The organism is Lactiplantibacillus sp. 7.2.4 (genome assembly GCF_018991185.1).
Lineage (GTDB): Bacteria > Bacillota > Bacilli > Lactobacillales > Lactobacillaceae > Lactiplantibacillus > Lactiplantibacillus pentosus.
This window is the reverse complement of the sequence record NZ_JAGYGS010000047.1, coordinates 1-23,612: the sequence shown is the minus strand read 5'-3', so window position 1 is coordinate 23,612 and position 23,612 is coordinate 1. Positions and strand designations below refer to the sequence as shown.

General features: G+C 47.4%; 25 protein-coding genes. 18 read left to right on the top strand and 7 right to left on the bottom strand.

Going from position 1 to position 23,612, the window contains the following annotated elements; genetic code table 11:
- Window positions 1-470 precede the first annotated feature (470 nt).
- The 8 genes from folB (at window position 471) to KGF70_RS12525 (ending at window position 7,007) form a co-directional block, all read left to right on the top strand.
- The gene (folB, locus tag KGF70_RS12560; protein WP_105961287.1) at window positions 471-839 is read left to right on the top strand and encodes a dihydroneopterin aldolase; all 369 of its coding nucleotides are present in this window, start codon (window positions 471-473) and stop codon (window positions 837-839) included.
- Window positions 829-1,341: a 2-amino-4-hydroxy-6-hydroxymethyldihydropteridine diphosphokinase gene (gene folK / locus KGF70_RS12555; RefSeq protein WP_209041825.1), complete on the top strand. Its 513-nt coding sequence runs from the start codon at window positions 829-831 to the stop codon at window positions 1,339-1,341. The genes folB and folK overlap by 11 nt, the downstream gene beginning before the upstream one ends.
- Complete coding sequence (folE, locus tag KGF70_RS12550) at window positions 1,334-1,903, top strand: GTP cyclohydrolase I FolE (protein WP_003639909.1); 570 nt, start codon at window positions 1,334-1,336, stop codon at window positions 1,901-1,903. Before folK ends, folE begins: the two co-directional genes overlap by 8 nt.
- An 8-nt stretch (window positions 1,904-1,911) precedes the next feature.
- On the top strand, window positions 1,912-3,276 hold the full coding sequence (locus KGF70_RS12545) for a folylpolyglutamate synthase/dihydrofolate synthase family protein (RefSeq protein WP_216769591.1): 1,365 nt from the start codon (window positions 1,912-1,914) through the stop codon (window positions 3,274-3,276).
- Entirely contained in the window at window positions 3,273-3,860 is a 588-nt protein-coding gene (locus KGF70_RS12540; protein WP_105961284.1) for a non-canonical purine NTP pyrophosphatase, read from the top strand. Before KGF70_RS12545 ends, KGF70_RS12540 begins: the two co-directional genes overlap by 4 nt.
- A 24-nt stretch (window positions 3,861-3,884) precedes the next feature.
- Window positions 3,885-5,033, top strand: a complete 1,149-nt coding sequence (gene folP, locus KGF70_RS12535) for a dihydropteroate synthase (protein ID WP_216769592.1) — start codon at window positions 3,885-3,887, stop codon at window positions 5,031-5,033.
- Complete coding sequence (locus KGF70_RS12530; RefSeq protein WP_216769593.1) at window positions 5,026-5,559, top strand: DNA-3-methyladenine glycosylase I; 534 nt, start codon at window positions 5,026-5,028, stop codon at window positions 5,557-5,559. The genes folP and KGF70_RS12530 overlap by 8 nt, the downstream gene beginning before the upstream one ends.
- Before the next feature lie 1,142 nt (window positions 5,560-6,701).
- Complete coding sequence (locus KGF70_RS12525; RefSeq protein WP_216769231.1) at window positions 6,702-7,007, top strand: hypothetical protein; 306 nt, start codon at window positions 6,702-6,704, stop codon at window positions 7,005-7,007.
- 112 nt (window positions 7,008-7,119) lie between these two features.
- On the opposite strand, the gene KGF70_RS12520 is transcribed toward KGF70_RS12525, so the two are convergent.
- Together KGF70_RS12520 and KGF70_RS12515 are read right to left on the bottom strand one after the other, a co-directional pair.
- On the bottom strand, window positions 7,120-7,284 hold the full coding sequence (locus KGF70_RS12520) for a hypothetical protein (protein WP_216769232.1): 165 nt from the start codon (window positions 7,282-7,284) through the stop codon (window positions 7,120-7,122).
- Between the two features lie 193 nt (window positions 7,285-7,477).
- Window positions 7,478-8,365 (bottom strand): cation diffusion facilitator family transporter, encoded by an 888-nt coding sequence (locus KGF70_RS12515; RefSeq protein ID WP_216769233.1) that lies wholly within the window; start codon window positions 8,363-8,365, stop codon window positions 7,478-7,480.
- A 139-nt stretch (window positions 8,366-8,504) separates the two neighbouring features.
- On the opposite strand from KGF70_RS12515, the gene KGF70_RS12510 reads away from it, so the two are divergent.
- The 4 genes from KGF70_RS12510 to KGF70_RS12495 all read left to right on the top strand — a co-directional run bounded on the left by KGF70_RS12510 (window position 8,505) and on the right by KGF70_RS12495 (window position 10,694).
- Window positions 8,505-8,852 carry a helix-turn-helix transcriptional regulator gene (locus KGF70_RS12510; RefSeq protein WP_050339916.1) on the top strand — a complete coding sequence of 116 codons (348 nt, stop codon included), beginning with the start codon at window positions 8,505-8,507 and terminating at the stop codon, window positions 8,850-8,852.
- A gap of 120 nt (window positions 8,853-8,972) precedes the next feature.
- Window positions 8,973-9,611, top strand: coding sequence for a hemolysin III family protein (locus KGF70_RS12505; RefSeq protein WP_050339915.1), 639 nt, complete (start codon window positions 8,973-8,975; stop codon window positions 9,609-9,611).
- 374 nt (window positions 9,612-9,985) lie between these two features.
- Window positions 9,986-10,294: a multidrug efflux SMR transporter gene (locus tag KGF70_RS12500; protein ID WP_003639898.1), complete on the top strand. Its 309-nt coding sequence runs from the start codon at window positions 9,986-9,988 to the stop codon at window positions 10,292-10,294.
- Between the two features lie 16 nt (window positions 10,295-10,310).
- On the top strand, window positions 10,311-10,694 hold the full coding sequence (locus KGF70_RS12495) for a multidrug efflux SMR transporter (protein ID WP_050339914.1): 384 nt from the start codon (window positions 10,311-10,313) through the stop codon (window positions 10,692-10,694).
- 154 nt (window positions 10,695-10,848) lie between these two features.
- Here the strand turns inward: KGF70_RS12495 and KGF70_RS12490 are convergent, their stop codons facing one another.
- Entirely contained in the window at window positions 10,849-11,973 is a 1,125-nt protein-coding gene (locus tag KGF70_RS12490; RefSeq protein ID WP_216769234.1) for a vitamin B12 independent methionine synthase, read from the bottom strand.
- A 452-nt stretch (window positions 11,974-12,425) separates the two neighbouring features.
- Between KGF70_RS12490 and KGF70_RS12485 the strand changes: the two genes are divergently transcribed.
- A complete protein-coding gene (locus KGF70_RS12485; protein WP_216786452.1) occupies window positions 12,426-13,469 on the top strand; it encodes an AI-2E family transporter in 1,044 nt (347 codons plus the stop codon).
- A gap of 422 nt (window positions 13,470-13,891) precedes the next feature.
- On the opposite strand, the gene KGF70_RS12480 is transcribed toward KGF70_RS12485, so the two are convergent.
- Both KGF70_RS12480 and KGF70_RS12475 read right to left on the bottom strand, forming a co-directional pair.
- The gene (locus tag KGF70_RS12480; protein WP_120769303.1) at window positions 13,892-14,113 is read right to left on the bottom strand and encodes a transcription elongation factor GreAB; all 222 of its coding nucleotides are present in this window, start codon (window positions 14,111-14,113) and stop codon (window positions 13,892-13,894) included.
- 309 nt (window positions 14,114-14,422) lie between these two features.
- Entirely contained in the window at window positions 14,423-16,465 is a 2,043-nt protein-coding gene (locus tag KGF70_RS12475; protein ID WP_216769238.1) for a KUP/HAK/KT family potassium transporter, read from the bottom strand.
- 514 nt (window positions 16,466-16,979) lie between these two features.
- On the opposite strand from KGF70_RS12475, the gene KGF70_RS17350 reads away from it, so the two are divergent.
- The 3 genes from KGF70_RS17350 (at window position 16,980) to KGF70_RS17340 (ending at window position 18,752) form a co-directional block, all read left to right on the top strand.
- Complete coding sequence (locus KGF70_RS17350) at window positions 16,980-17,534, top strand: hypothetical protein (RefSeq protein ID WP_253954868.1); 555 nt, start codon at window positions 16,980-16,982, stop codon at window positions 17,532-17,534.
- Between the two features lie 9 nt (window positions 17,535-17,543).
- On the top strand, window positions 17,544-18,413 hold the full coding sequence (locus KGF70_RS17345) for a hypothetical protein (RefSeq protein ID WP_253954869.1): 870 nt from the start codon (window positions 17,544-17,546) through the stop codon (window positions 18,411-18,413).
- Window positions 18,414-18,476: 63 nt separating this feature from the next.
- Window positions 18,477-18,752 carry a hypothetical protein gene (locus KGF70_RS17340; protein ID WP_253955618.1) on the top strand — a complete coding sequence of 92 codons (276 nt, stop codon included), beginning with the start codon at window positions 18,477-18,479 and terminating at the stop codon, window positions 18,750-18,752.
- Window positions 18,753-18,885: 133 nt separating this feature from the next.
- Here the strand turns inward: KGF70_RS17340 and KGF70_RS12465 are convergent, their stop codons facing one another.
- On the bottom strand, window positions 18,886-20,307 hold the full coding sequence (locus tag KGF70_RS12465) for an amino acid permease (RefSeq protein WP_105921004.1): 1,422 nt from the start codon (window positions 20,305-20,307) through the stop codon (window positions 18,886-18,888).
- An 820-nt stretch (window positions 20,308-21,127) separates the two neighbouring features.
- Between KGF70_RS12465 and KGF70_RS12460 the strand changes: the two genes are divergently transcribed.
- Entirely contained in the window at window positions 21,128-21,598 is a 471-nt protein-coding gene (locus tag KGF70_RS12460) for a hypothetical protein (RefSeq protein ID WP_216769240.1), read from the top strand.
- A gap of 247 nt (window positions 21,599-21,845) precedes the next feature.
- On the opposite strand, the gene KGF70_RS12455 is transcribed toward KGF70_RS12460, so the two are convergent.
- The gene (locus KGF70_RS12455) at window positions 21,846-21,995 is read right to left on the bottom strand and encodes a hypothetical protein (protein WP_021337322.1); all 150 of its coding nucleotides are present in this window, start codon (window positions 21,993-21,995) and stop codon (window positions 21,846-21,848) included.
- 135 nt (window positions 21,996-22,130) lie between these two features.
- Here KGF70_RS12455 and cls point away from each other — a divergent pair, with 135 nt between their 5' ends.
- Complete coding sequence (cls, locus tag KGF70_RS12450) at window positions 22,131-23,579, top strand: cardiolipin synthase (RefSeq protein WP_216769242.1); 1,449 nt, start codon at window positions 22,131-22,133, stop codon at window positions 23,577-23,579.
- The last annotated feature ends 33 nt before the right edge of the window (window positions 23,580-23,612 follow it).

Sequence of the window (23,612 nt, the reverse complement as noted above, 5' to 3'; positions counted from 1 at the left end):
TTGCAGCTAACGTGGAAGACCAGTATTTAAGACGTGGGTTTCGGCTTAAATCTGTGTCCATCGCGTTCCAGCGTTGTCAGAAATGTCTGTAAGCCGGAATAGGACGCAGCTACAACAGAAAGTTTACGGTAACTTGCACTGTTTCCAGCGGGTCTCAGCTGGCCGCACTTGAACTTGGAAATGGCACGTTTTACCCATCCTTGATGCCGAATACTAACCAGCACAGCACATCGAAAATAAATTAGTTGATCGTAGTTCAAAGACGTGGTCGGATTCGAAGCCGTAAACGTCTTTTTTTAGTGGATTATTGAAAGTCAGAGACAGCCACAGCAGTATAGTCGTCAAACCATTTTTACGGTTTCCGAACGATTATGAGTTTTTGGGGGTTATTTGGCCGATTACTATCACATTGCCGGTGCTTCATGCTATGATTATAAGTAAAAATGAGCAAGAAAGAGGTTGGGATACTTATGGGCATGATTCGTATTAACAACTTACGGTTTCACACGTTTAATGGTGTGCTTCCTGAGGAGCGGCGCAACGGCCAACAACTAGGATTGGACATTGCCATCAAATATCCCATTGAAGCGAAGGTCCGTCACGACGATGTGCACGAGACGATCAATTATGCGGCCGTGCGGGACGTCGTTGATGATTTTGTGACGACGCACTCGTACAAGTTGATTGAATCGTTGGCCAACCATCTGTTAGAGACGCTTTTGGCTAGTTTTCCGACCGTCGATGCCATCAATATTAAGATTCGAAAGTATAGTGTACCGATGCCCGGCATTTTTGATAACGTGGAGATTGAGGTGGAGGGAACGCCACATGTCGACTAATCAAGAACGCGTCTACCTGAGCATTGGGTCTAACATTCACCCGCGCGTTCAAAATATTCGAAAGGCGCTGAGCCGTCTGCGTGCGGTGGCTGGAGTGACAGTGATTGCGGAATCCCATTGGTACGAAACTGAGCCGTGGGGGAATCGCGAACAGGCAAATTTTTACAACGTATCTGTCTCGTTAGTGACCACTTTGACGCCCGCTGAGTTGTTAGATGAATTACATACCATTGAACAGGCTGGTCATCGGCAACGGCTAGTCCATTGGGGGCCACGCACGATTGACATGGACATTATCTTTTGGGGCCAGCGTCGAATTGCGACAGCTGACTTGACGGTGCCACATGCACAAGCGGCTAACCGGAATTTTGTACTGTTACCAACGGCTGAGATTGCCGCGGATGATCCGTTGGTGGGCCCTCAAGTTGCGCGTATGATTGCGGCTAATCAGGACCAGAGTTGGATTAAAAAAGTGAGAAATGTGAGTGAGTTAGATGATTGATGAGAAGAACAAAGCTAAGATAGAACACGCGGTGCGCGAGATTTTGAGTGCTGTCGGCGAAGACCCTGACCGGCCAGGATTGGTTGAAACGCCAGCCCGGGTCGCACGGATGTACGCAGAAGTATTTGCGACTAAGACCGCCGCACCATTTGATAATTACAAGTTATTTAAAGTTGAGAATCCAACTGAGATGGTTTTGCTCAAAGATATTCCATTCTATTCAATGTGCGAACACCATTTACTACCCTTCTTCGGAACGGTTCAAGTCGCCTATGTGCCGCAGCATGACCAAGTAATTGGGTTGAGCAAGATTCCACGGCTCGTCGATTATTGCGCCCAACAACCGAACGTTCAGGAACGTTTGACCGTTTCGATTGCGACTGAATTGCAGCGCATCCTCGACCCAGCTGGCATTGCCGTTTCAATCACAGCGCGGCACATGTGCATGGAGATGCGCGGTGTCAGCAAGCCTGGTGTCCAGACGGAAAGTAGCTATTATAGCGGTCAATTCAAGACGGATATTGAGTTAAAACGGGAATTTCTACAACGAATCGCAAAGTAGGTGATTAATTGGACGCAGCGACGATCGAACGACGCTATCAGAAATTATTAGGTCAGCTGAACCAAGCCATGCTGGCAAACAATCATCAACGGGTCCCACTGTTACGGCGAATCATGGCGCATCTCGGCCACCCAGACCATTACTATCACGTTATCCATATCGCGGGGACCAATGGCAAGGGCTCGACCGGGGCGATGCTCGGCAGTGTTTTGCAGGCTCAGGGATACCGCGTTGGGCGTTTTAGCAGTCCCGCCATTAATGACGCGCGTGAACAACTGCAATTCAATGGGACGTGGATCAGTCCAGCAGACTTCATCGATACTTATCATGAAATTTTGCCTGTTCTGAAAAATATGGGCTTGGCGGCCGGCGATGTCTCCGTGTTTGAATGGTTCTTCCTGATCAGTGTGGTCTGGTTCCGCAATCAAAACGTGCAGTGGGCGGTGATTGAAGCCGGCCTGGGTGGCTTGTATGATGCAACCAATGCGCTGGCTAGTCCCCAGCTGACGGTATTTACCAAAATTGCCCTCGACCACACGGCCATTCTCGGACCAACGATTACGGCGATTGCCCAGAATAAGTCTAAAATTATCAAGCCGCACACAACGGTCGTCACTTTGGCGGACCAACATCCCGATGCCTTGGCTGTCTTACAGACCGAAGCGCTCAATCAAGGGGTGCGGTTAGTTACGGCCAAACACACGCAACTGACCATCACGCAGCAGACATTGACCCAGATGACCGTCGATGCGCACAGCCAGTGTTTTGACTGGACACAGCTGACGTTAGGACTCGGCGCGTCATATCAGTTGCAGAACCTACAGCTTGTGTTGACCGTCGTGTCCGTGCTGCAGCACCAGCAAGTTAACCTAACAAACGCCGCGGTCCGTACGGGCTTACAGCAGGTCAGCTTACCCGGTCGTGCAACGGTCTTACAGACGGACCCGCTGATAATTGCGGATGGCGCCCATAATCCGGATGGCATGCGGGCACTAGTTTCCAGTGCACAAACGTTGCTTGCTGGGCGACACTTGATTTGGGTCGTCGGGGTTTTGCAAGACAAGGCGTATCCAGACATGACGGCAGCACTGCTTCCCGCAGCCGACGTGGTCATCACGAATACGCCAGCGAATCCAGAGCGTGCTTTACCGGCAGCGCAGTTAGCCCGAACGGCGACGGCCATGCTGACGCCAGCGTTTATGACGGCTAACGCGATGACAACGGCGCCTGAAATCTTGACGGCAACGACCATCACGGATGCGTTAACGCAAGCCCAACAGCGAGCAACGCCTAATAGTGCGATTCTGGTCACCGGGTCGTTTTACGTCATTCGTGAATTGCAACAAGCTGGCTGGAAGGGGTTGAGCCAATGACCGTTGACTGGCTGATTGCGTCAAATAATGCGGGGAAGAGTCGTGACTTGCAGGCTTGTTTGGCCTATGCCGGCGTGACCGCGCAACCTTATTTTAACCAATTCGACCGCCTGACATTTCCAGCCGAAACGACGACCAGCTACGTGGATAACGCGATCGCGAAGGCCCGTTTTGGTGCTTCACAGCTTGGTGTTCCGGTGATTGCCGATGATAGCGGCATTGAGATCCCGGCCTTGCCCAGACAATTCGGCGTCACGACCGCTCGTGATTTAGGGGTCGCGGTCAGTGGCTTTGACCGTAATCAGGAAATTTTACAAGCCCTTCGTCAGGTTCCAGATGGGCAACGCCAAGCCGTCATGCGAGCAACCTTAGCCGCTGCTTGGCCGGATGGTCGGGTCGTGGTCGTTCAGGGGACCGTTGCGGGCTACCTGGCACATTTTCAGTTAGGCCAATACTCAGGGGGCTTTGACCGGTTGTTTTGGCTGCCACATTATGGTCGGACGTTAGCCGAAATCCCCGCACCATGGCGAATCCCATTGACGCACCGGGGACGCGCCGCACTAAAACTAATCACAAAACTTTGAAAATTGAAAGGATCGGTGGAGTAGATGTTAGTACAAGATATCACCAGTTCATTAGCACAAGCAACGGATTTTGCGAGTCAGGCGTTGAATGCTCAGGTTCAACGGCACCAACAATTAGTTTTACGTTTTAGTGATTATAATCGTGAACAGCAGCAAGGCTTGACCCAACTCTGTCAGCAATTAGATGGCGTGGTTCAGGCGAGTCCCGAACAGCTGACGGTGCTGCTGAATCAATCTGCAGGCCGGCGTTTGGCCCAACAATGGTCGACCGTCTTCACGGACCAAGCAACCGTTCAGATCCAATTGACCCAAATCATGAAGCAATACGACGTGTTCTGGCAGGCTGGCGAACACCGGTTTAACTTAACGAAGAAGCCGATGATCTACGGCATTATGAACATCACGCCTGATTCCTTCTTCGATGGCGGACAGTACAAGACCAAGGACGACGTGTTGAACCACGTCGACGCGATGCTGCAAGCAGGCGCAGACGTCATCGAAGTCAATGGTCAAACGACGCGGCCAGGCTTTACTGAAGTGACGCCGGAAGTTGAGTTAGAACGGACGCTTCCTTATATTCGGGCAATCAAAGCGCGGTTCCCAGAAGCCGTTTTAGCAGTCGATACTTATAAATATGACGTGATGGAAGCCGTTTTGGCGGAAGGTGTCAGCATTATCAATGACGTCAACGCCTTCACGGATGATCCGCGGAAGCTGAAGTTGATGGCGGATAGTCAGGTCGGATTACTAACGATGCATAGTAGTCGCGAACAGGAATACACTGATTTGACGAGCAGTATGCGGCATTTCTTTGAACAGAACCTCGCTGCGCTGACGAGTCACGGGATTGATATTGAACGGATTGCCTTAGACCAAGGCATCGGCTATTCCCAAGTCGCACATGGCGAACAAGACTACGTGATGATGCGCAATATTGACGAATTTAATTACTTACGGCGTCCAATGATGGTCGCAATCTCGCGTAAAGGTTACCTGGGTCTGTTGCTTGGACTGAAGAAGGAAGACCGGTTGCCAATGACCTTGGTCACCGAAGCCGCCATGATGCTCAAGGGCGGTCGCATCATTCGGGTGCACGATATTGCTGAGACCAAGCAATTGATTACGCTACTCGGGCGCATTGAGAACGGCTACTGGCTCGCTAACCATGATTAGTCCAGACGACTTTGATGAGGTTACAGTCAATGGCGTTCGAGATTACGATGCCTATTTTGGAACACCGACTCACGATGATCACGTCTTATTTGAGCTATTAGTCGTCGGTATTCTGCAAGTCGGCCTCAGTTGGCAGGTGGCCGCGAGTCAGTTATCGATTCTGCGGAAACAGATGGCCGGACTACGGATAGATGCGGTCGCGGCCATGGATGAACCGGACTTTGAACGCTTGATGCGCACCCCTAAAGTGATGCACAATGGGCGCAAATTACGCGCCATCATTCAAGATGCGCGGGCGATTCAGCGGTTGCAGGCGGAGTATGGTCACTTTAGCACCTATCTGTGGGCATTTGTCGATGACACGCCGTTCATAATGCCGGCGCCGGATGACGATGAAGGATTACCAACACGTTCACCCCTCGGGACCCGGGTCGCCAAGGATTTACATCGGCACGGCTTTACCTTCGTCGGACCAGTCGTCACACACATGTTTTTACTGGCGGCGGGATTGATTAAATTGAATTAGTAAGCATTAGGCTGGCGGATGCTGGCCTTTTTTTATTGGCAGTTAAGTAGTTGCATTGTGCTAGTCAATTTGTCATGAATCCTGATTAAATCATGCTAGTTTGGATTCCTGTTCGTCAGCCGATGTGCGCCTTAGTCCGACTTCCGGGGCCGGCTGACAACGCTGGAACAGGGCGGACATCGATTTGAACTCACGCAGAAACCCACTGCGCAATTTCAAATACGAGTCTTCTTCTAGCCCGGGAAGACCACCCGGACAAGAAGAATTTCGCCCTTGAGCATTGTCAGCCGGCCCCTACAGTCGGGAACCCGCTCGAATGGCGGATGAACGGCCACCTATCTAGGTACAATTGATCATTGAATATAGGTGAGTGGACTTTCAGGCAGACCTTTTGAATTGGTATCGTTGATGCTTTACGACATTTGAGTACTGAGAAAATTGCCTAAATATGATTCACTATATTTAACAGACACTAGTCTTGAATTCATTCGATACAATTACTTTCATTTAGAGTGAAAGATTTTGCCATATCAGTCAACTAGCGAAAATTCAGATAAGTTCAGTGAAGCTGCTGATTCGAAAAGTTAAAACATGGATAAAAGATTTTAGCTATCGTTAGAACCAGTCTGACAGTCGAATGTCAAAATGACCTTGTATCCAGGAACCAACGATTGATTCAACAAAAAGTTGGGTTCGCACATGTCCGCCTTTCGAATAGGATCCCGGCTGGAAGGTATTCTGGGCAAGGCCAAGTGGTGAAATTTCACTTAGCAAGCGTTTTTGGCTTGGTTAGTGAAAGACCAGTATTTAAGACGTGGGTTGTCGGCTTAAATCTGTGTCCACCACGTCACGGCCATTGCCCAGAATGCCTGGAAGTCGGCGTAGGACGAGCCTATCACTGAATGTTTACGGTAACTCGCACTATTTTCAGCGCCCCTCAGCTGGTAGCTCTTGAACTTAGAAATGGCATGATTTAATCAGCCTTAATGCTAAAGAATAACTAGCACAACGGGGGTATGTATAAAATGATTACTAACACTCAGAGGTGCAAAACCGGTGTGATGATGGCCTAATCGGGGTTTGATTAATGGCGATAATTAATTCGATAAATTATGATTACTATAAGAAGGGAGGAGTTCGACATGCTATTGAAATCACCACTCATGATTGCAATTTGTATCGTTATCCTCGTCACGTTGATTGGGGTTCAGCTCTGTTTTCCGGCGAGTGCCTTTGTTCGGGGGCTGAACAAGTATAGTGGGCTGATTATGATCATCGTAATCATTGTTACCGTGGTGGTTACCAATCGCATGATTCAGCCACCCCATCAGCTCGTGACGGTGGACCTGCCGGCAGGAGTGTTAGTGTTAGGCTATGGTTATAGCTGGTGGCATCGGCGTAAGCAGAACCAGTCCAAACAAGTCACGCAACACAATCGTTCAAAGTAGTGCAGCTTTGGTAGTTAATTACGGAAAACGAAAACAGGCCTCAAAAGTGGACAAAATCTGCCGCTTTTGAGACCTGTTTTGATTGGATTCAAGTTCACTTGTCGTTCGCTAGTTACCGTGTCGCTAACGTATTTGGTAAGAACCACATCGTTATCAAACCAAGTAGCCAAGCGCCTAAGAAGAACGTCATGGCAGCGGGTAATTGATAGCCCAGTACCCATTGGCATAATAAAATCAATATGATAATGATTCCGATACTTCGATTCAGTGTGCTCATTGCGGTCCCTTCCCAGTTGCGTCGTTATCCCCGATTTGTAAATAATAGTTAAATTATATAATGGCAGCTGCATTTTGTGCTTGAATGTGCGTTAATGTATTAATTTAACGTACGAACGTTGCGTGAAAGAGTGACAAACACAAAACGATACCGGTAATGTTGCGGTATCGTTGCAAAATCGTTATATAATGTCTTAAATCGAGTTATCAGTGGTTTCATAGTCCACTTTTCCCAGTTCAATCTGAATCGTGATGTGGGTCAACGGGAATTGAGCGCTGAGGTCCTTGTTGAGTTGTTCCAAAAACGCGTTATTGTCGGCCAAAGTTGACCGGCAGAGGTGTACGGTCATGGCCGTTTCCGTCGTGCTCATGCCCCAGATGTGTAAATCGTGAATCTGGTTGACCGTGGGTTGGCTCGTCAAATAATCGGCGATTGCTTGGCGGTCAACGTTATTGGGGACGGCTTCTAGGGAGTAATTCATCGCGTCCCGTAACAGCCCCCAGGTCCCAACGAGAATCACGATCGCAATCAGTAAGGAAACGACTGGATCAAGCCAGAACCAGCCCGTTTGTAAAATGATGAAGCCAGCTATGACCACGCCCACGGAGACACCGGCGTCAGCGGCCATGTGGAGGAAGGCGCCCTTGATATTCAAATCGTGTTTTTGACCCTTCATGAAGAGGAGGGCGGTGAAGCCATTGATGAAGACGCCGACCGCTGCGACGATGATGACGTCCCACTCCGCAACCGGCCCTGGATTGCTCAAACGCTGAATGGCCTCGACCGAAATGGCCCCGATTGCGACGAGTAAGAAGACGGCGTTAAAGAGGGCCGCTAGAATCGACGAACTCTTGTAACCGTACGTATACTTGTCATTTGCGCTTTTCTGACCTAGCCACAGTGCGAGCCACGAAATGAGGAGTCCTAAGACATCGCTCAAATTATGCCCGGCGTCTGCGACCAGTGCCAATGATCCGCTCGCAAAACCGTAACCGGCCTCCAAAATGATGAAGACGGAATTGAGGGCGACCCCTAATTTGAAAGCACTGGTTTGTTGTTGGATCTGATGACTATGGGTCATATGAATCACCTACTTCTCAGTTGATTTAATGCGGTTAATCGCTATAATTTAGATATGAATGAACGAACATATGAATGTCTGTTCATGTGTATTGTAACACGCTTACATGCCCAACTCAATCAGAAATTGGAGTTTTATGATGGAAAATGAAATGCAACATGATGCGATTGTCAGTCGGTTGAATGAACTGATTCCACCGACTGATGAATTAAACCGAATTACCGCAATCTTTAAGGCGTTAGGCGACCCGACTCGCGCCAGAATTCTTTACGCACTAGCGGTTTCGAAGCTAAGTGTCGGTGAGCTGGCAACTGGGCTCACGCTGACACAGTCGAATGTGTCTCACCAATTAACGGTCCTCAAACAATTGAAGTTAGTTGTGGGGACTCGCAGCGGGCGCAACGTCCATTACCAACTAGCCGATAAACACATTATCCGAATTTTTCAGCAAGTTGCGGCACACGCAGAGGAAGCGGCGGACGAATAAGCAATATTCAAAGTGCTTATGAAAATAAATTCAGATTACCTAGTTTAGTAGACTAGATGTATTGATATTTACACGATGTGATGGTATGCTAGTGTCAACAATAAATATGAGGTGATCAACATGGCACAGTCTGCGCGGCAGTATCAAATAACTAACGAGGTCTTGAACTCAGTGACCCATGGTGTGGGGATTATTTTAAGTATCGTGGCGTTTGTTTTTCTGATGCTTAAAGCCTACACGGATGGTCAATCCCTGGAATGGACCGCGTTTATCATCTACGGGTGCTCACTGTTCGTGCTGTATACCTGTTCGACGTTGTTTCACAGCTTGTATTTCACGCGGGCGCGAGAGGTCTTTCGGATCTTCGACCACAGCGGCGTTTATATCCTGATTGCGGGGACCTATACGCCTTATAGCTTGCTGGCAATCAAAGGTTGGCTCGGGTGGACGATTCTAATAACGATTTGGGTGCTCGCCATCGCGGGGATTACCGTCAATGCCATCTGGCCGGGCCGGCTGAAGAAAATCGAAACTGTGATTTACGTGTTGATGGGCTGGATGTGCCTCGCTGGTGGTCGCCAGTTGTGGATGCACCTAGGCGTGACTGGCTTCTGGTTGCTCGTTGCCGGGGGCGTTGCGTTTACCTTGGGGGCGTTACTGTATAGCTTTCCACACATTAAATACCTTCACGTCATCTGGCATCTATTTGTCATGATTGGCACGACGCTGATGTTTTTCTCGATTTACTTTTATATTTAGTCAATCAGGTTCGTGGTCGGCCGACTTACGGATGAAAAGCCCTAACCGGTATCTTTTGGGGATGCGGTTAGGGCTTTTTTTAGCGAGGCTAAAATCAGTAATTTCTGCCTAGATTACAGAAAATACGAACCACATTAGACAAGTTCTTTAACAAAAGTCATTCCTAATCGAATGGCTTTTTTGCGTTCACCACCAAATCAGGCGCCCTTATCGGTCAGTTGGTTTGTTAATAACAAGATGAGATAAGCTAGCGGTAGAGGCGCACATTCAATTTGTCATCAAAATGTAATCAGCCAGGCGTTCCTTTTGATTGCGTTTTGAAATAAATTTCCGTAGAATGGAAGGACAGCGAAATTTTTAGTGAGGTGATAAAGATGGCATACGGGTTATTATTTGGTGGCATTTTAATGGAAGTTTTCGGGAGCTTTTTCTTAAAGCGCGCAAACGGTTTTCGGAACTTGATACCCACGTTAATGGTTTTAGTCGGGTATTTTAGTTCGTTAGTCCTCGTGACGCTTGCAATGCAACGCCTGCCGTTAGGGGTGACGTATGCCATGTGGGCCGGTCTGGGGACGTTTGCGACCGTTGTGTTAGCGGTCGTGGTCTACCGGGAACGGTTGAGTTTGTCGCGTTTAAGCGGCTTACTTGCGATCGTGATTGGAGCGATTTTACTGAACATTTAAATACAAGGGGGAATTGATGATGCGTGCATGGATTCAATTAGTTATTGCAATTGGCGTTGAAATTGTGGGGACCAGCTTGTTGAAGTTATCGGCTGGATTTAAGCACCCCTTGGTTGGGATTCTAGGCATGTTGCTGTACGGGTTAGCGATTTTTAGCTTTTCGTTGGCGCTACGCAAGATTCCGCTCAGTATTGGTTATGCCATTTGGGCCGGGGTTGGTACAGCCGTCACGGGCCTCATTGGTATTTGGGCGTTTGGGGAAGTCTTGACCGGCTTGAAGACGCTCGGATTTATGGCAATTATTATGGGGGTCGTTTTGTTGAACAAACCACTCAAGGCCCCTCAAACGGCCCCAACAACATCGCGGACAGCGCGGTGGCGGGCTCGTTATAATCGATAAAAATTAAAAAAGACCGAGTATCGGGCTTGCTTTGTGTGTTAAAGCAAGCGACTGATACTCGGTCTTTTAAAATGATTCAGGTTTAGGCACTGCATAAGGCTCCCATCGACTGCATATGACGGAGAACCTTGATTGCTCGGGCTGAACGCAGCACTTAGTCGATTGACCAGACTTCCTTGGCCGTCCCGATGACTAAGGCGAGTTTGGCCCATTGTTGTGCTTCAGTCAGTTGGTTGCCTTCTTCAGTTGAGGCAAAGCCACACTGTGTTGATAACGCCAGGTTACTTAGGGGCACCTTAGTCGTTGCCTCTTGGAGGCGGGCTTTAATATCGGCGGTCTTTTCAAGCTCTGGGAATTTGGAAGTGACGAGCCCTAAGACGAGCCGTTTGTGAGCATCGTGATTCCAAATCTGGTCCAGAACTTCGAAGCCCCCGGCCCGTTCATTGTCGTATTCTAAGAATAGGCCGTCGTAATTGAGTTGACCTAAGTAGGGTGCAACGACGTCATAGCTACCTGAGAACAGATAGGTGGACTTGAAGTTGCCCCGGCAGATGTGCGTCGTGACGGTCAAATCAGCCGGTAAGTCAGCTAGGGCCGCATTGATTACGGTGACGGCGTCGTTTGCCCACTTAGTATAGGTAGCGTGATCGGCATCTGGGTCGTTGAGCTTGCTAATTAGGAAGGCCCAAGTCGTATCGTCGAGTTGGATGTAGCGACAGCCCAGGTCATAAAAATGCTGAATCGTTTCATGGTAAGCTTGGGTGAGATCCGTTAAGTATGCGTCCCAGCTGTCATAGAATTTGGACCAGTTATCACTGCGGTTGTCACGGAAAAGCATCGTGGGTGACGGAATCGTTTGTTTAGCCAAGACGCCTTCTGGGACGATTGATTGCAAGTATGAAAAGGCATCGAAGAAGGGGTGGTCAGGATTGTAGGCGACTTTGCCGATGAGCTCAGCGTTGTCCGTACGGGTATGGTCGCCCTTGAACTTGTAGCTTTGGTGGTAGTCATATTTGCCGACACCGGTTAGGCCCCAGAGAAAATCCAAGTGCCACCAGCTACGAGAAAATTCACCGTCAGTGACAGCTTTGAGGCCTAGTTTGACTTGTTCGTCAACAATCCGTTTGATTTCGGCATGTTGAATTTTGAGTTCTTGTTCAGCAGTGATTTCACCAGCGGCTAATTGTTCGTGGGCTTTTTTTAAGCTAGCGGGGCGTAATAAACTGCCGACGACGTCAAAACGGAATGGTGCGGTTAAAGTGGTTGTTGTGGTTGTCATAAATCATCAGACTCCTTAAATTTAGTTGCGGGAACGAAAAAAGCGTCGTCCTGAATAATCAAATTATCCAGGACGACGCTGGGCCGTGGTACCACCTGAGTTCTAGGCTAGTGAACTAGTCTACTCGAGACAACTGCCGAATGATAGCGCAATTGCTAACGAAGGTAACGGTTGTTACACCGGCACTGGTTCATGTTCATACGCTGAGCACTCACCAGAACGAACTAGGAAACCAGACCATCTTCATTGGTTGTGCCGATACCGTTTCACCACCCCGGTACTCTCTGAACAGCGACGCCAACTACTCATCTTTTAATCGTTCTTTAATTATTGTCACCTATCATACTGGTAATTATTTTAAATGTCAAATTTAATTTAAAGCGGGGATGGGTGAGTATGGTCCGCTTCGTGCCATGCTATAATGGCAAGTAACATGCGATTGGGGGCAAACTATGGATAGAATCATTCGATTTTTCAAGCGGGACGATGTCGATTTATACTTAACGTTGGCGTTGTTGATCATCATCATTTACTTAATGTGCGGCTTTGCGACGGTCGTGCTCTTAACCACGATTTTTGCGTATTTGGGGGTCAAACTCAGTCGGTGGTTGAATTTGCACACGCATCTGCCGTACTGGATTGCCGTGATCGTCGTCTATGTTGGAGTGATTGCGCTGTTCATTGGGGCACTCTCATACGCCGCTCCGACCTTGGTCGACCAACTAAAAGTCATACCTGATATGATTTCGCGGGCAATCACGCACCATCCCGTGCTTAATAAGAATATTGATAAGTGGGTCAATCAAGCCATTCATAGTAGTGAGCTCATCCAAAATAGTAAGTCGTTGCTAGTGACTGGTATCAAGGGCTTAAGCGAAGTGGGAACTGGCTTTACCCATGTCTTAATGGCCATCTTTTTGAGCTTTATTTTCGCCGTTTCGCGGGGGCGGATGATGGTATTCGGCCGCCAATTCTTACAATCCAAGTTCAAAAAGTTCTTCGCTAATGTTTATTATCTGACACATAAGTTCGTGATGATTTTAGGCCGGATTATTGAAACGCAGTTGGTGATTTGTACGATCAATACGATTCTGATGACGATTGGCTTCGTGATTATCGGGATGCCAAGTATCATGGTGTTGTCGATCATCGTCTTTATCCTAGGCTTAGTGCCAGTCGCCGGCGTCCTGATTTCGATGGTGCCACTCACCTTGCTCGGATTTGCGTCGGGTGGCCTGATTCGGGTCGTTTGGATCATCGTGCTGGTTATCTTGATTCACGCCTTCGAATCGTATTTCTTGCACCCACGGTTAATGGCGGACCGGACCGACTTACCGGTCTTCGTTACGTTTATCACGCTGATTATCATGGAAAGCCTACTGGGTGCTTGGGGCTTGATTATTGGGATTCCAATCGTTTCGTTCTTCCTAGATATTTTGGGCGTGCAGAATTCTGAACCGCGGCGGGTGACGTCGAGTAACAAGTCAGCATCATGATGGGTTTAAATCAATCTGAAGAATCAATTGGATGTTAGTCGTAGTCCATATTAACTTTCTGATAGACAGAGGCTGCTAAAACACTCAATTACTGGATTTTAGTTTGCCACTCTGAAATAAAATCAGCCCTTAAAGCGGAAGCTTCTGGCCGCTTTGAGGGCTGATTTTATGCTTTTGGGGAATGTGGTCAAAGCAATTTGATAATTTTGTAGCAACTTCGATATACAATAGCGGTTTTTCGTCATACAATAACTGTGAGCTGAAGTCCCTGTTTGAAATAAAAGTAAGAAAGCTGTCATGTCTGTTTTAGTCTATTTATACGCGTTGTGCTAGTTATTCTTTAGCATTAAATATGATTAAATCATGTCAACTCTTAAGTTCAAAATCAATCCAGATGATGTCTTTTTACTTTGGCAAATCAGTCAATATTCGACCTCATTCCAGTCAACATCAGACCACGCTTCAGTCATTGGCTGTTTTGACTTGGGAACAGTATAAGGATTTTCAATACGTGGTACGAGTGTATATGATTCCCCATCTTTGGCTGGGATGAGTAACCAGCGTTGCCCTTTTTTAAAACGTCCGTCTTTAGGTAGACTTAATGCCAATGAATTGCCGAGGCTAACAGTTTTTATCTCAACCATGTCAGTACCTCCTGTTAGTAAATATCTTCTTGATATCATAAATATAACACGTAAATACCAGACTGCGTAGTTGAAACGATTGTGATAACTAGATGATCAGCATATGATTTATGAATGTTTCTGAAAGCGTACATCGCGAAGTTGACCGTTCACCGTTTTGTGCAAGCTTACGAAACAGTAATAATTTTAGTAATTGATGATATTGAAAATTTATCAACATTATCAGCCATGCAACGCTATAACTTGATCATGACTCACAAAAGCTAGCAATCAAGCGCATTAATTGCCTTTGATTGCTAGCCTTTTTTATTAGGATTTAGTTGAATGTTTCTGCGGCGTCCGGGCGTGTCGAACCGTCAAGTTAAGCAGGGTGGCGTCCGTCGCTGGCTTGGTGAACAGCGGAATCGTTTCTTCCAGCACATCACTAAAGGCGAGGCCGTACCAGATGGCCGGTGACGGGGTGATGTTTTGCAATAAGACGCGTCCGCCAATCATTAGTCGGTCAAATTGACTCATGGACGGGTTGCTGGCGAGGTCCATGATTTGTTGATTTTGGACGACAAACTTGAAATCCCCGACTTGCCGCGGTTGTGTAATGCCGTAGCGTGAATATTGAGGGTCGATACTGTGGTCCGCAATCAAGTTAGTGACGATTTGTCGCAAATAAAGGTTGATATGCTGGGATTTGCGGAACCCTAAATTGAGCTGTACTTCCACAATGTTGCGTGTTCCAAGCATATCGACGCTGTAGCTACAGTCATAGGGCCGGTTCGTTTCGTTGATGGTGATAAACCAGTAGACTTTGGCGCGTTTGGGCCGCTTGTCTAAAATGGAGTACAGAATCGAACGCTTGACCCGGTGCTGGTGGTCCACCTTAGCCAAGTAGACTAGGTTAGTGGCGAATAACGGCAGGTGGTCATCGTGACTTAGTGCGATGAGCTGATTGCGATAATCCAGCAGACTGATTTGTTCGTTGGCTTGGTTGTAACGCAACCGCCGGCGATTACCGAAGAACCAGACGACCATGATCAGAAAAATCACGAGCGTTAATCCCAGTGTCAGATAACCACCATGTACAAACTTACGCAGACTGGCAGCTAAAAAGACCGTTTCCAGGGCCCCAAAGCCGCACAAGAGGGTGAGCGATAACGCGCGGTGGCCCTTCATATGAATCCATTGACTGAGTAAAATGGTCGTCATCAACATCGTTAACGTGATGGCCAGGCCGTATGCCGCTTCCATGTGGGCCGAGGTCTGAAATAGCCAGACGATCCCCAGGGTGACAAGACATAGTAGCCAATTGATTGCACCGATGTAGATCTGGCTGCGCACATTGCTCGGATGTTTGATAATCATGCGCGGCAGGAATTTCAAACCAACCGCTTCGTCGACTAGCGTGTAAGAGCCTGTGATCAGTGCTTGTGAGGCAATAATGGCCGCAATGGTCGCGAGAACGATCATCGCGATTTGCCCCCCAGCAGGCACCATTGCGTAAAATGGATTGACGTCGGTGTCGTTACGCCAAGCAGCGGCCTGATAGTGGTTGAGCATCCACGCGCCTTGACCGAGATAATTCAGAATCAGCGTCGTGTAGACGAAGGGCCAGGTGGCGTCAATGTTGGCCTTACCCACGTGCCCCATGTCAGAGTAGAGTGCTTCCGCCCCAGTCGTGGCCAGAAAGACGCTACCGAGAATGAAGAGCCCCATTTTATTGGCTGGGCTAAAGAGGACCTCGATCGCGTACAGTGGTGAAAAGGCCTTGAGAATCATTGGCGCCTGACTAATGTTGATGAGGCCAAAGAAGCCGATGACCGTAAACCAAATTAACATCATTGGACCGAACGAGCGACCGACCACGGCGGTACCGAAACCTTGAATCATGAAGAGCACGAGCAAAATACCGGTGACGGTCAATGGCACGAGCCACGGATGCAGCGAAAAGGCGCTGAGATTAGGGAGCCCTTTCAGTCCTTCAACGGCCGAAGTCACCGTCACAGCTGGCGTTAAGGTGCCATCAGCGAGTAACGCCGCCCCACCAATCAAAGCGACAAAAATCAACCATTTGGCCCGATGCCGAACCAGTGCATAGAGGGCGAAGATGCCGCCTTCGTGGTGGTTATCGGCCCGCAATGCAATTAAGACGTATTTGACCGTAGTAATCAGCATCAGGGTCCAAAAAATCAGTGAAACACTCCCGATGACATAATCAGGCGTTGCGTTTTTCAACTGGCCCGCATCGTTAATCAGGGCGTTCATCACATAGAGCGGCGAGGTCCCAATATCGCCATAGACGACCCCGAGGGTGATTAACATCCCAATTAATGAACGCTCTTGAATCCGTTGCTTGCGCATGAGTGATTGACCCCACTTCCATCTAGAATGTGACTCATACTATACTAGCTTTTGACCAAAGTGGGTAACAAGACAGACTAAAACTTGCTTAGGTTAACCAATTTTAGTGCACATTTCGTTAGGTGAACTTTGATTCGGGGGATGGCGCCGAAAATATAACGGACAGCGGACGCCGCTAATAGGCTACTGTTATTGGAATTCTGAGTCGCGACACTTGGAATTTGGACAATACTGGAAAATGCGGTGTGGTATAAAATGTTTTTATTGATTGACATTTAATGTATTAATAATATGTGGCATGAATCAGTCAAAAAGCATATAATCGATTTTGATGTGATTAACGGCTCTAGCATGACATTCTGTCTGAATTGGTGTGTTGAGTACGGTTAGGAGCAGTCTTTAATATGATTAATTTCATATTTATTGGAGGCCGGGATAGTTGAGGGTGCGGATAAGCCCCCCTTCAGAACATCGTGACTTCGAACTATCATTAGGTTGTGGGGAGAGAAAGAAAATGTCTAAGAATCGAACGGCCGTCACGATACTAACGCTGGTAACGTTGGTTTTGCTCAGTCCGTTGTTACTTAATCAACATGCCATCTTAGGTGTTGATGGGTATTTTCAATATAATCGAATTTATGAAGCAGCAATGCAAATAAGGCACGGTAATTTTAGTTTTATCAACCTTTATTCATTCCAACAAGCTGGCCGGGTCGTGAATAGTTTGTATAGTCCGCTGATTACATACTTGGCAGGTGCGTTACTGCTATTACTTGGAACGTGGTTTAAATTTCAGCTGGTTAGTAATTTTCTACTGTACTTTACCAGCGGTTATCTCATGTATCGGGCGGCACAAAAGTTGCACCTACCGAAGAAGTTGTCGATTTCGTTGGGCGTTATCTTTTTATCGTCAAATGCGGTCTATGGGTTTATTCTAGGAACCACGTGGCGGACGGTCGCACTGGGCTTGTTACCGATGTTCGTGGGCCCCATCATTGACTTATACAAGGGTGAATGGACGCTGACTAAAATGTTGAAACTCGGCGTGATGGTCGGTTTTTTCGCGTAATTTCAAGTATTGACGATCGTCCTCTTTTTACCATTTTTAGTGCCATTTGCAGTCCACGGACTTTGGCAGACTAAATATCGCGTCAATTCACTGCTAAACCTATTGGCAGGGGCGCTGTTTGCGGCTATTCTCAGCCTGAATGCGTTATTACCAATACTGGAAGTTTATCGTGGTAATATGTTGATTTCACCGGTTGCGATGGATTTGGTTGATAATGCTAGCAAGATTCTCCAGCCGCTTTATACCGGCGTAGAATCTAGCAGTGATATTGTCTTAACCGTGATTGTGTACGCGATGATTGTTGGGCTGATTTTGTTTTGGTCGCAATTAAAACCCTTTACCAAGCTGTTCTCAATTACGGCGCTGGTCTATGTCATTATAGGGACGGCGTTGTTTCCTTGGGATTTGGTTCAAAAGGCCATGCCGGTATTGCAGTCCTACTTACAGATGCCTCGTCGAATCTCGTTAGCAGGAACGCCATTTTTAATTGTCGCCACTGCACTGGTCTACTACGAAGCAGCGCGGGACACGGAAAGTCAATCACTGAAAAAAGGCGTGATGGTTACTGGACTGGTCTTGGGTGTGCTTTCGTTAAGCTTATGCACGCAAAAAGTGGCACATAATGTTCACTTTACAACGCAGGAGACCACGTCACTGGCGGATGGACTGCATACGCCAAAAGTTAACGTCCATTCCAAATTAACACGAATTAGTCAGTTACAGCCGGCCTTTCATACGCGGGATTTGAGTGTATTGATTGCCCAAGTTGATCGGACAACACCGGACTATGTGCCCGTCACGCATAAAATTGCTAATCGGCCGGCGGTTTACTCGCAGGTTTATCGCCAGTATACGCAAAAATTTTCAGCGCAACGCTAGCATTTCAAATACAAAGTCATTCATAAAGGCATCCAAGTGAGCTGGAACGCCAAGCATGCTAAAATGCGTGAATTACCGGTGACGGCGTATAAACGGACCGTTTTGACCCTAAACGGCCGTCGAATCAGCGCGACGCAAATCAAGCATCACTGGGTGGGCAATATTTCGATTAAGCAGAAGGCCGGTCACAATGTCCTGACGATTGGCTATGCGGATAGCTTCATCACGAAGCTGGGCGACTTTATGGCTGAGATACTCTGGCTAGCGATCGCCGTTTTACTGATTTTAGCGAAGCTTCCAGACTGGCAGCGCATTCGAGTCAAAGCGACTCAAGTTTAATCACTGAATCGCTTTGGCGGATGCCCGTTTTAAAGCGGCGAACCGAACTACTGTCATCGAACTAATACAACAAACTAGCGGTCACATTCCATGCATACGTGCATCGAACGTGACCGCTAGTTTTAGTAAATCATTAGTTATCGTCAGTTGCCGTGGCTTTCAATTGCGAATGCTTGACCGAGTAGCTGAAGTAGACGACCATCCCGATGGCTAACCAAACCACGAAACGAATCCAAGTGACGGGTTTCAAGTTGATGAGTAGGAAGACGCAGCAGATGATCGACATGATTGGAACGAACGGAACCCAGGGTGTCTTGAATGGGCGCCGCAAATCTGGTTGCGTTTTACGTAGTCGCAAGATGGAGAACGAAACTAGGGTAAAGGCCGTTAAAGTCCCGATGTTGACCAATTCTGCTAGGTCAGCTAACGGAATGAACCCACCCATGATTGCGGCAATCGTTCCAAATAAGACGGTTGATTTGAGTGGTGCTCCGGTCTTCGCGCTGATGTCGCTGAAGACGTGCGGTAATAGGCCGTCGCGCGACATCGAGAACGAGATACGAGTTTGACCATACAGGCAGACCAACATAACGGTGGTCATCCCGAGAATGGCGCCCAAGTCGATGATGCCCGCCATCCAATTTTGACCAGAGTAGATCAAGACGGCTGAGATTGGATGGTCGATGTATTTCGCGAAAGTTTCAAAAGGCACCACGCCGGTCATAATCGCAGAAACGGCGACGTAGAGCACGGTACAGATCCCGAGTGAGAGCAACATCGAACGTGGCAAAGTCTTAGACGGTTCTAGGGTTTCCTCCACACTGGATGAAATCGCGTCGAAGCCGATAAAGGCGAAGAAGACACTGGAAGCCGCGCCAAAGACGCCTTTGAAGCCGAATGGCAGTAGTGGGTGCCAGTTGGCTGGTTTGACGAACCGCACCGCCGTGAAAATGAAGAGCAAGACCACCGCTAACTTGATGACGACCATGATGTTGTTGACGCGTTTGGTTTCTTTGACCCCCAGCGAAAGTAAGATGGTGATTAAAATAATAATCGTAAACGCCGGTAAGTTAAAATAGCTGGTCACGCCCGGAACAGAACCGGCCGCGGCAGATAATGCGGTTGGTAGCTTCAGTCCAAAGCCGGCTAAAAATGATTGAAAATAACCTGACCACCCAGCGGAGACGGTCGAAACAGCGAAGAGGTATTCTAGCATCAAGTCCCAGCCAATTACGAAGGCCACGATTTCACCTAAAGTCGTGTAGGCGTAAGTGTAAGCTGAGCCACTTTCGGGAACCATGGCCGCAAATTCAGCGTAGCAGAGTGATGCAAACAAGCAGGCAATCGCCGCTAAGACGAAGGAAATCATGAGTCCTGGACCGGCCGTCAAAGCGCCAGTTCCAGTTAAAACGAAAATCCCAGTCCCAATGATGGCACCAATCCCCAACATGGTTAGATCAAAGGTTTTGAGCTCTTTTTTGAGCGGACTGTGATAAGTGGCTAACATGGCATTAATATCTTTTTTGCGGAGTAGCCGCGTGTGTGATAAATCCATAATCATCGCCCCATTTCGATGTGATGGCTTAAGTTTAATTGGTTTTGATAAAGTTGCGATGGTCAATCTGACTAAAATAAAATTAATAATAGGTGATAGTAGCTAAAAATCAGATAATTGGACCTAATGACGCAAGCTATGGCAGCTGAACGTGGATTGTCTGACTAATCGTGATTAATTAGCCGTAACCTGTAACACTGATTAAACCGGTGTTATTGCGCATACGTTGGGGGTGGTATTTCTGACGGTTAACTTACCTTTGGTTGGGACTGTTAGTGGTCATTTGTTGAAATAAGGACATTTTTGGCGAGGATGATTATCGGTAGTTCAGTCTAGTTGCGAAAAATGAACTTCAAGAGCGTGCATGGTGTGTGGTCTGAATCTTGTTTTGAAAGCATGCTATGACGATCGTTTCCATGAATAAAATTGGATTATGATTATTCTGGCACTATTTCGATTAATTAAATTCGAAAATTAATTTTTTCTACATAGGAAACAGGTTGTGATAGATAGCTGTCACTCATATGGGATTGCAGGCTCACTACTCTGCACGCCTATCGACATAAATTCACTTATTTCGAGTATCGAATTGATTGCAACTTTGCCATCAATGAATACGACTGATCGTCATTATTTAGTGACAATGGAACGGGGGTTTGCTATGTTTGTTGTATTTAAGGGGGGACACGATGAATTTTAGTCAATCTTCAAAGCTGCTTACAACCGTCGAATTACTGGGGAGCCCCGTGGATGGGATTTGTTCATTCATCGCACCGACAACATTGTCGAACTTATTTTACGAAATTGGTAGGTCATGACCATGTTTTCAGCGCATAAAGTGAAACTCGTTGCGGGCGTTCTTATTTTGATTTGCTTGATTGTCGGCTTTCGTGTGTATCGGTATGTCCATGGTCTCAATCAGGCAAGAACTGCAGTAACCACGATGTTGAAAAGCAGTCCATATCGCGCACGGGTACCGAGAAACGCCATGTACAAAGTCAGCTCGGGTTCTTTTAGTGTCAGCGATTGGTATGAATGTACATTTGCAACCAACAAAACGTTAACGGAAAGCAAGAAGTATCTGCAGTTTTTTTCGCTACCGCAAAAGAAGCTAACACTCAAAAACTGCCCAATCGTCTACCGTGTCATCGTTAGACCGCCAACTAAGAAAATCAAGCATTGGACGGGCAAAGTTTATCTCGATACCAATCAAGTATCCAGTACTTCTGCCCGCTCGCTTTATGTTCACAATCTAAATGGGCTGTCTGTGCATAAATTATCGGCTCCGTAGTTAATGGATACGGTCGCGTAACATCGACTGAAACGGGATTTTAAGCTGAGCGCCGACTACCTCAAGTGCATTCTCGAGAATCGTTCACAAATAGTCAGCGATTCAACCAAATTAAAGCGAGTCGTCAATTTATGATTTTGTAAAGTTGTACTGGCCAATATCGGCGGGCACAACTTTTTTATACATAGCGGGAGATCGTCAAAAAAGCGACCAGTCACACGACTAGCCGCTCCACAAGTTCAGTTTATTAGCGATGCCGGCGATAGTAGCGGTAAACGACGGCTAATAAAATAATAATTAGTAAAATACCAACGGCTGCACGGGGACCCGCAATGTGTTCGGTCAAATGAAACATGCGAATCGGGCCGAGACCGTGGATTCCAAGCATTCCAAGCATTGAACAGCCCTCCTTAATCGTAATTATTAGCTTTTTGATGGGTAATTGCAAAAATAACATTCGCAAAAGATTATTATCTTACTACCAACTGCGGTAAAATAAAACCATCATAAAAAAATTAGGTGGGTGCCTCCATTGCAATATATTCAGCCAATCTTATATACGATTGTTATTATAAACGCGGCCGCAGCTTTTATCACCGTTTTTCGGGACGGAGATCGCGATATTGCCGCGACGTGGGCTTGGCTTTTAGTGTTGATTCTATTGCCAGTTGTCGGGTTCATTGCGTACGCTTTTGTTGGCCGGAAATTGCCGAAGAATCGACTGTTCCGGTTACGGAAGGAGACGCAGATTCGACTGGAGCAAATGATCCAGCGGCAACGAGAAGCGCTGGGGACCGAGTTGATGCCGGCGGATGCCGTGACGAGTTCCGTACGGGGAATGGTCAGTTTGTTTTTGAACTCTGATGGTGCGTTACTGAGTCGGAAAAATCGGGTCAAAATTTATACGGACGGTCATGAAAAGTTTCACGCGATGTTTCAAGACATTGAGGCGGCTAAGAACCATATTCATATTGAGTATTATACTTTTTATAACGACCAAATCGGGAATGAACTGTTGCACTTGCTGGAACGCAAAGCTGCCCAAGGCGTCGATGTCCGGGTACTCTATGATCCGTGGGGGTCAATGGGGACATTCCGTAGCTTCTTTAAACATTTAGAAGAACTTGGCGGCCATGCGCGGCCGTTCCTGGGGGCGCATTCCGCCGTCTTAGACTTCCGACTGAACTTCCGGGATCACCGTAAAATCGTGGTGACGGATGGCCGGGTCGGCTACGTCGGTGGGTTTAACGTTGGTGATCAGTATCTGGGACGTAATAAGAAATTTGGCTATTGGCGAGATACTCATCTACGTATCGTGGGCTCTGGCGTCTTCGAATTGCAAGAACGGTTCATCCGCGATTGGAACGCGACTGACCCTGACCACCGGATCGTGCCCGACGTGAATATGTTCCCAGTGATTCGGGTGAAAGGGAACACGTCATTACAAATCGTTTCAAGTGGTCCAGATAGTGATGGTCAACAAATCAAGCTGGGCTATATCAAAATGATTATGACGGCGCAGCACCGCTTATGGATTCAGTCGCCGTATTTGATTCCAGATGATTCGGTACTCGATGCGATTAAAATCGCCGCAATGTCGGGTGTCGATGTTCGAATCATGGTGCCAGATAAGCCTGATCATGCGTTTGTCTATCGTGCGACGCAGTACTATGCGCGTGAACTCGCGGATGCCGGTGTGAAAATCTATTATTATAATAATGGGTTTATCCATGCCAAGACCATCGTCATTGATGGGCAAGTCGCCTCGGTCGGGTCCGCCAATCTGGACTTCCGGAGCTTTAAGTTGAATTTTGAGGTCAACGCCTTCTTGTACGACGCTGACCTTGCCCAAGAGTTGGAACGCATCTTCTTGGATGATCAAAAACTCAGTAGCCTAATCACCGTTCAGGACTTTAAGAATCAGTCCTGGTGGTTGAAGTTCAAGCAGACGTTCTCAAGGCTCCTGTCTCCAATCTTATAATTTTAAAAAGCTGATTTCGAAATGAAAAACTTC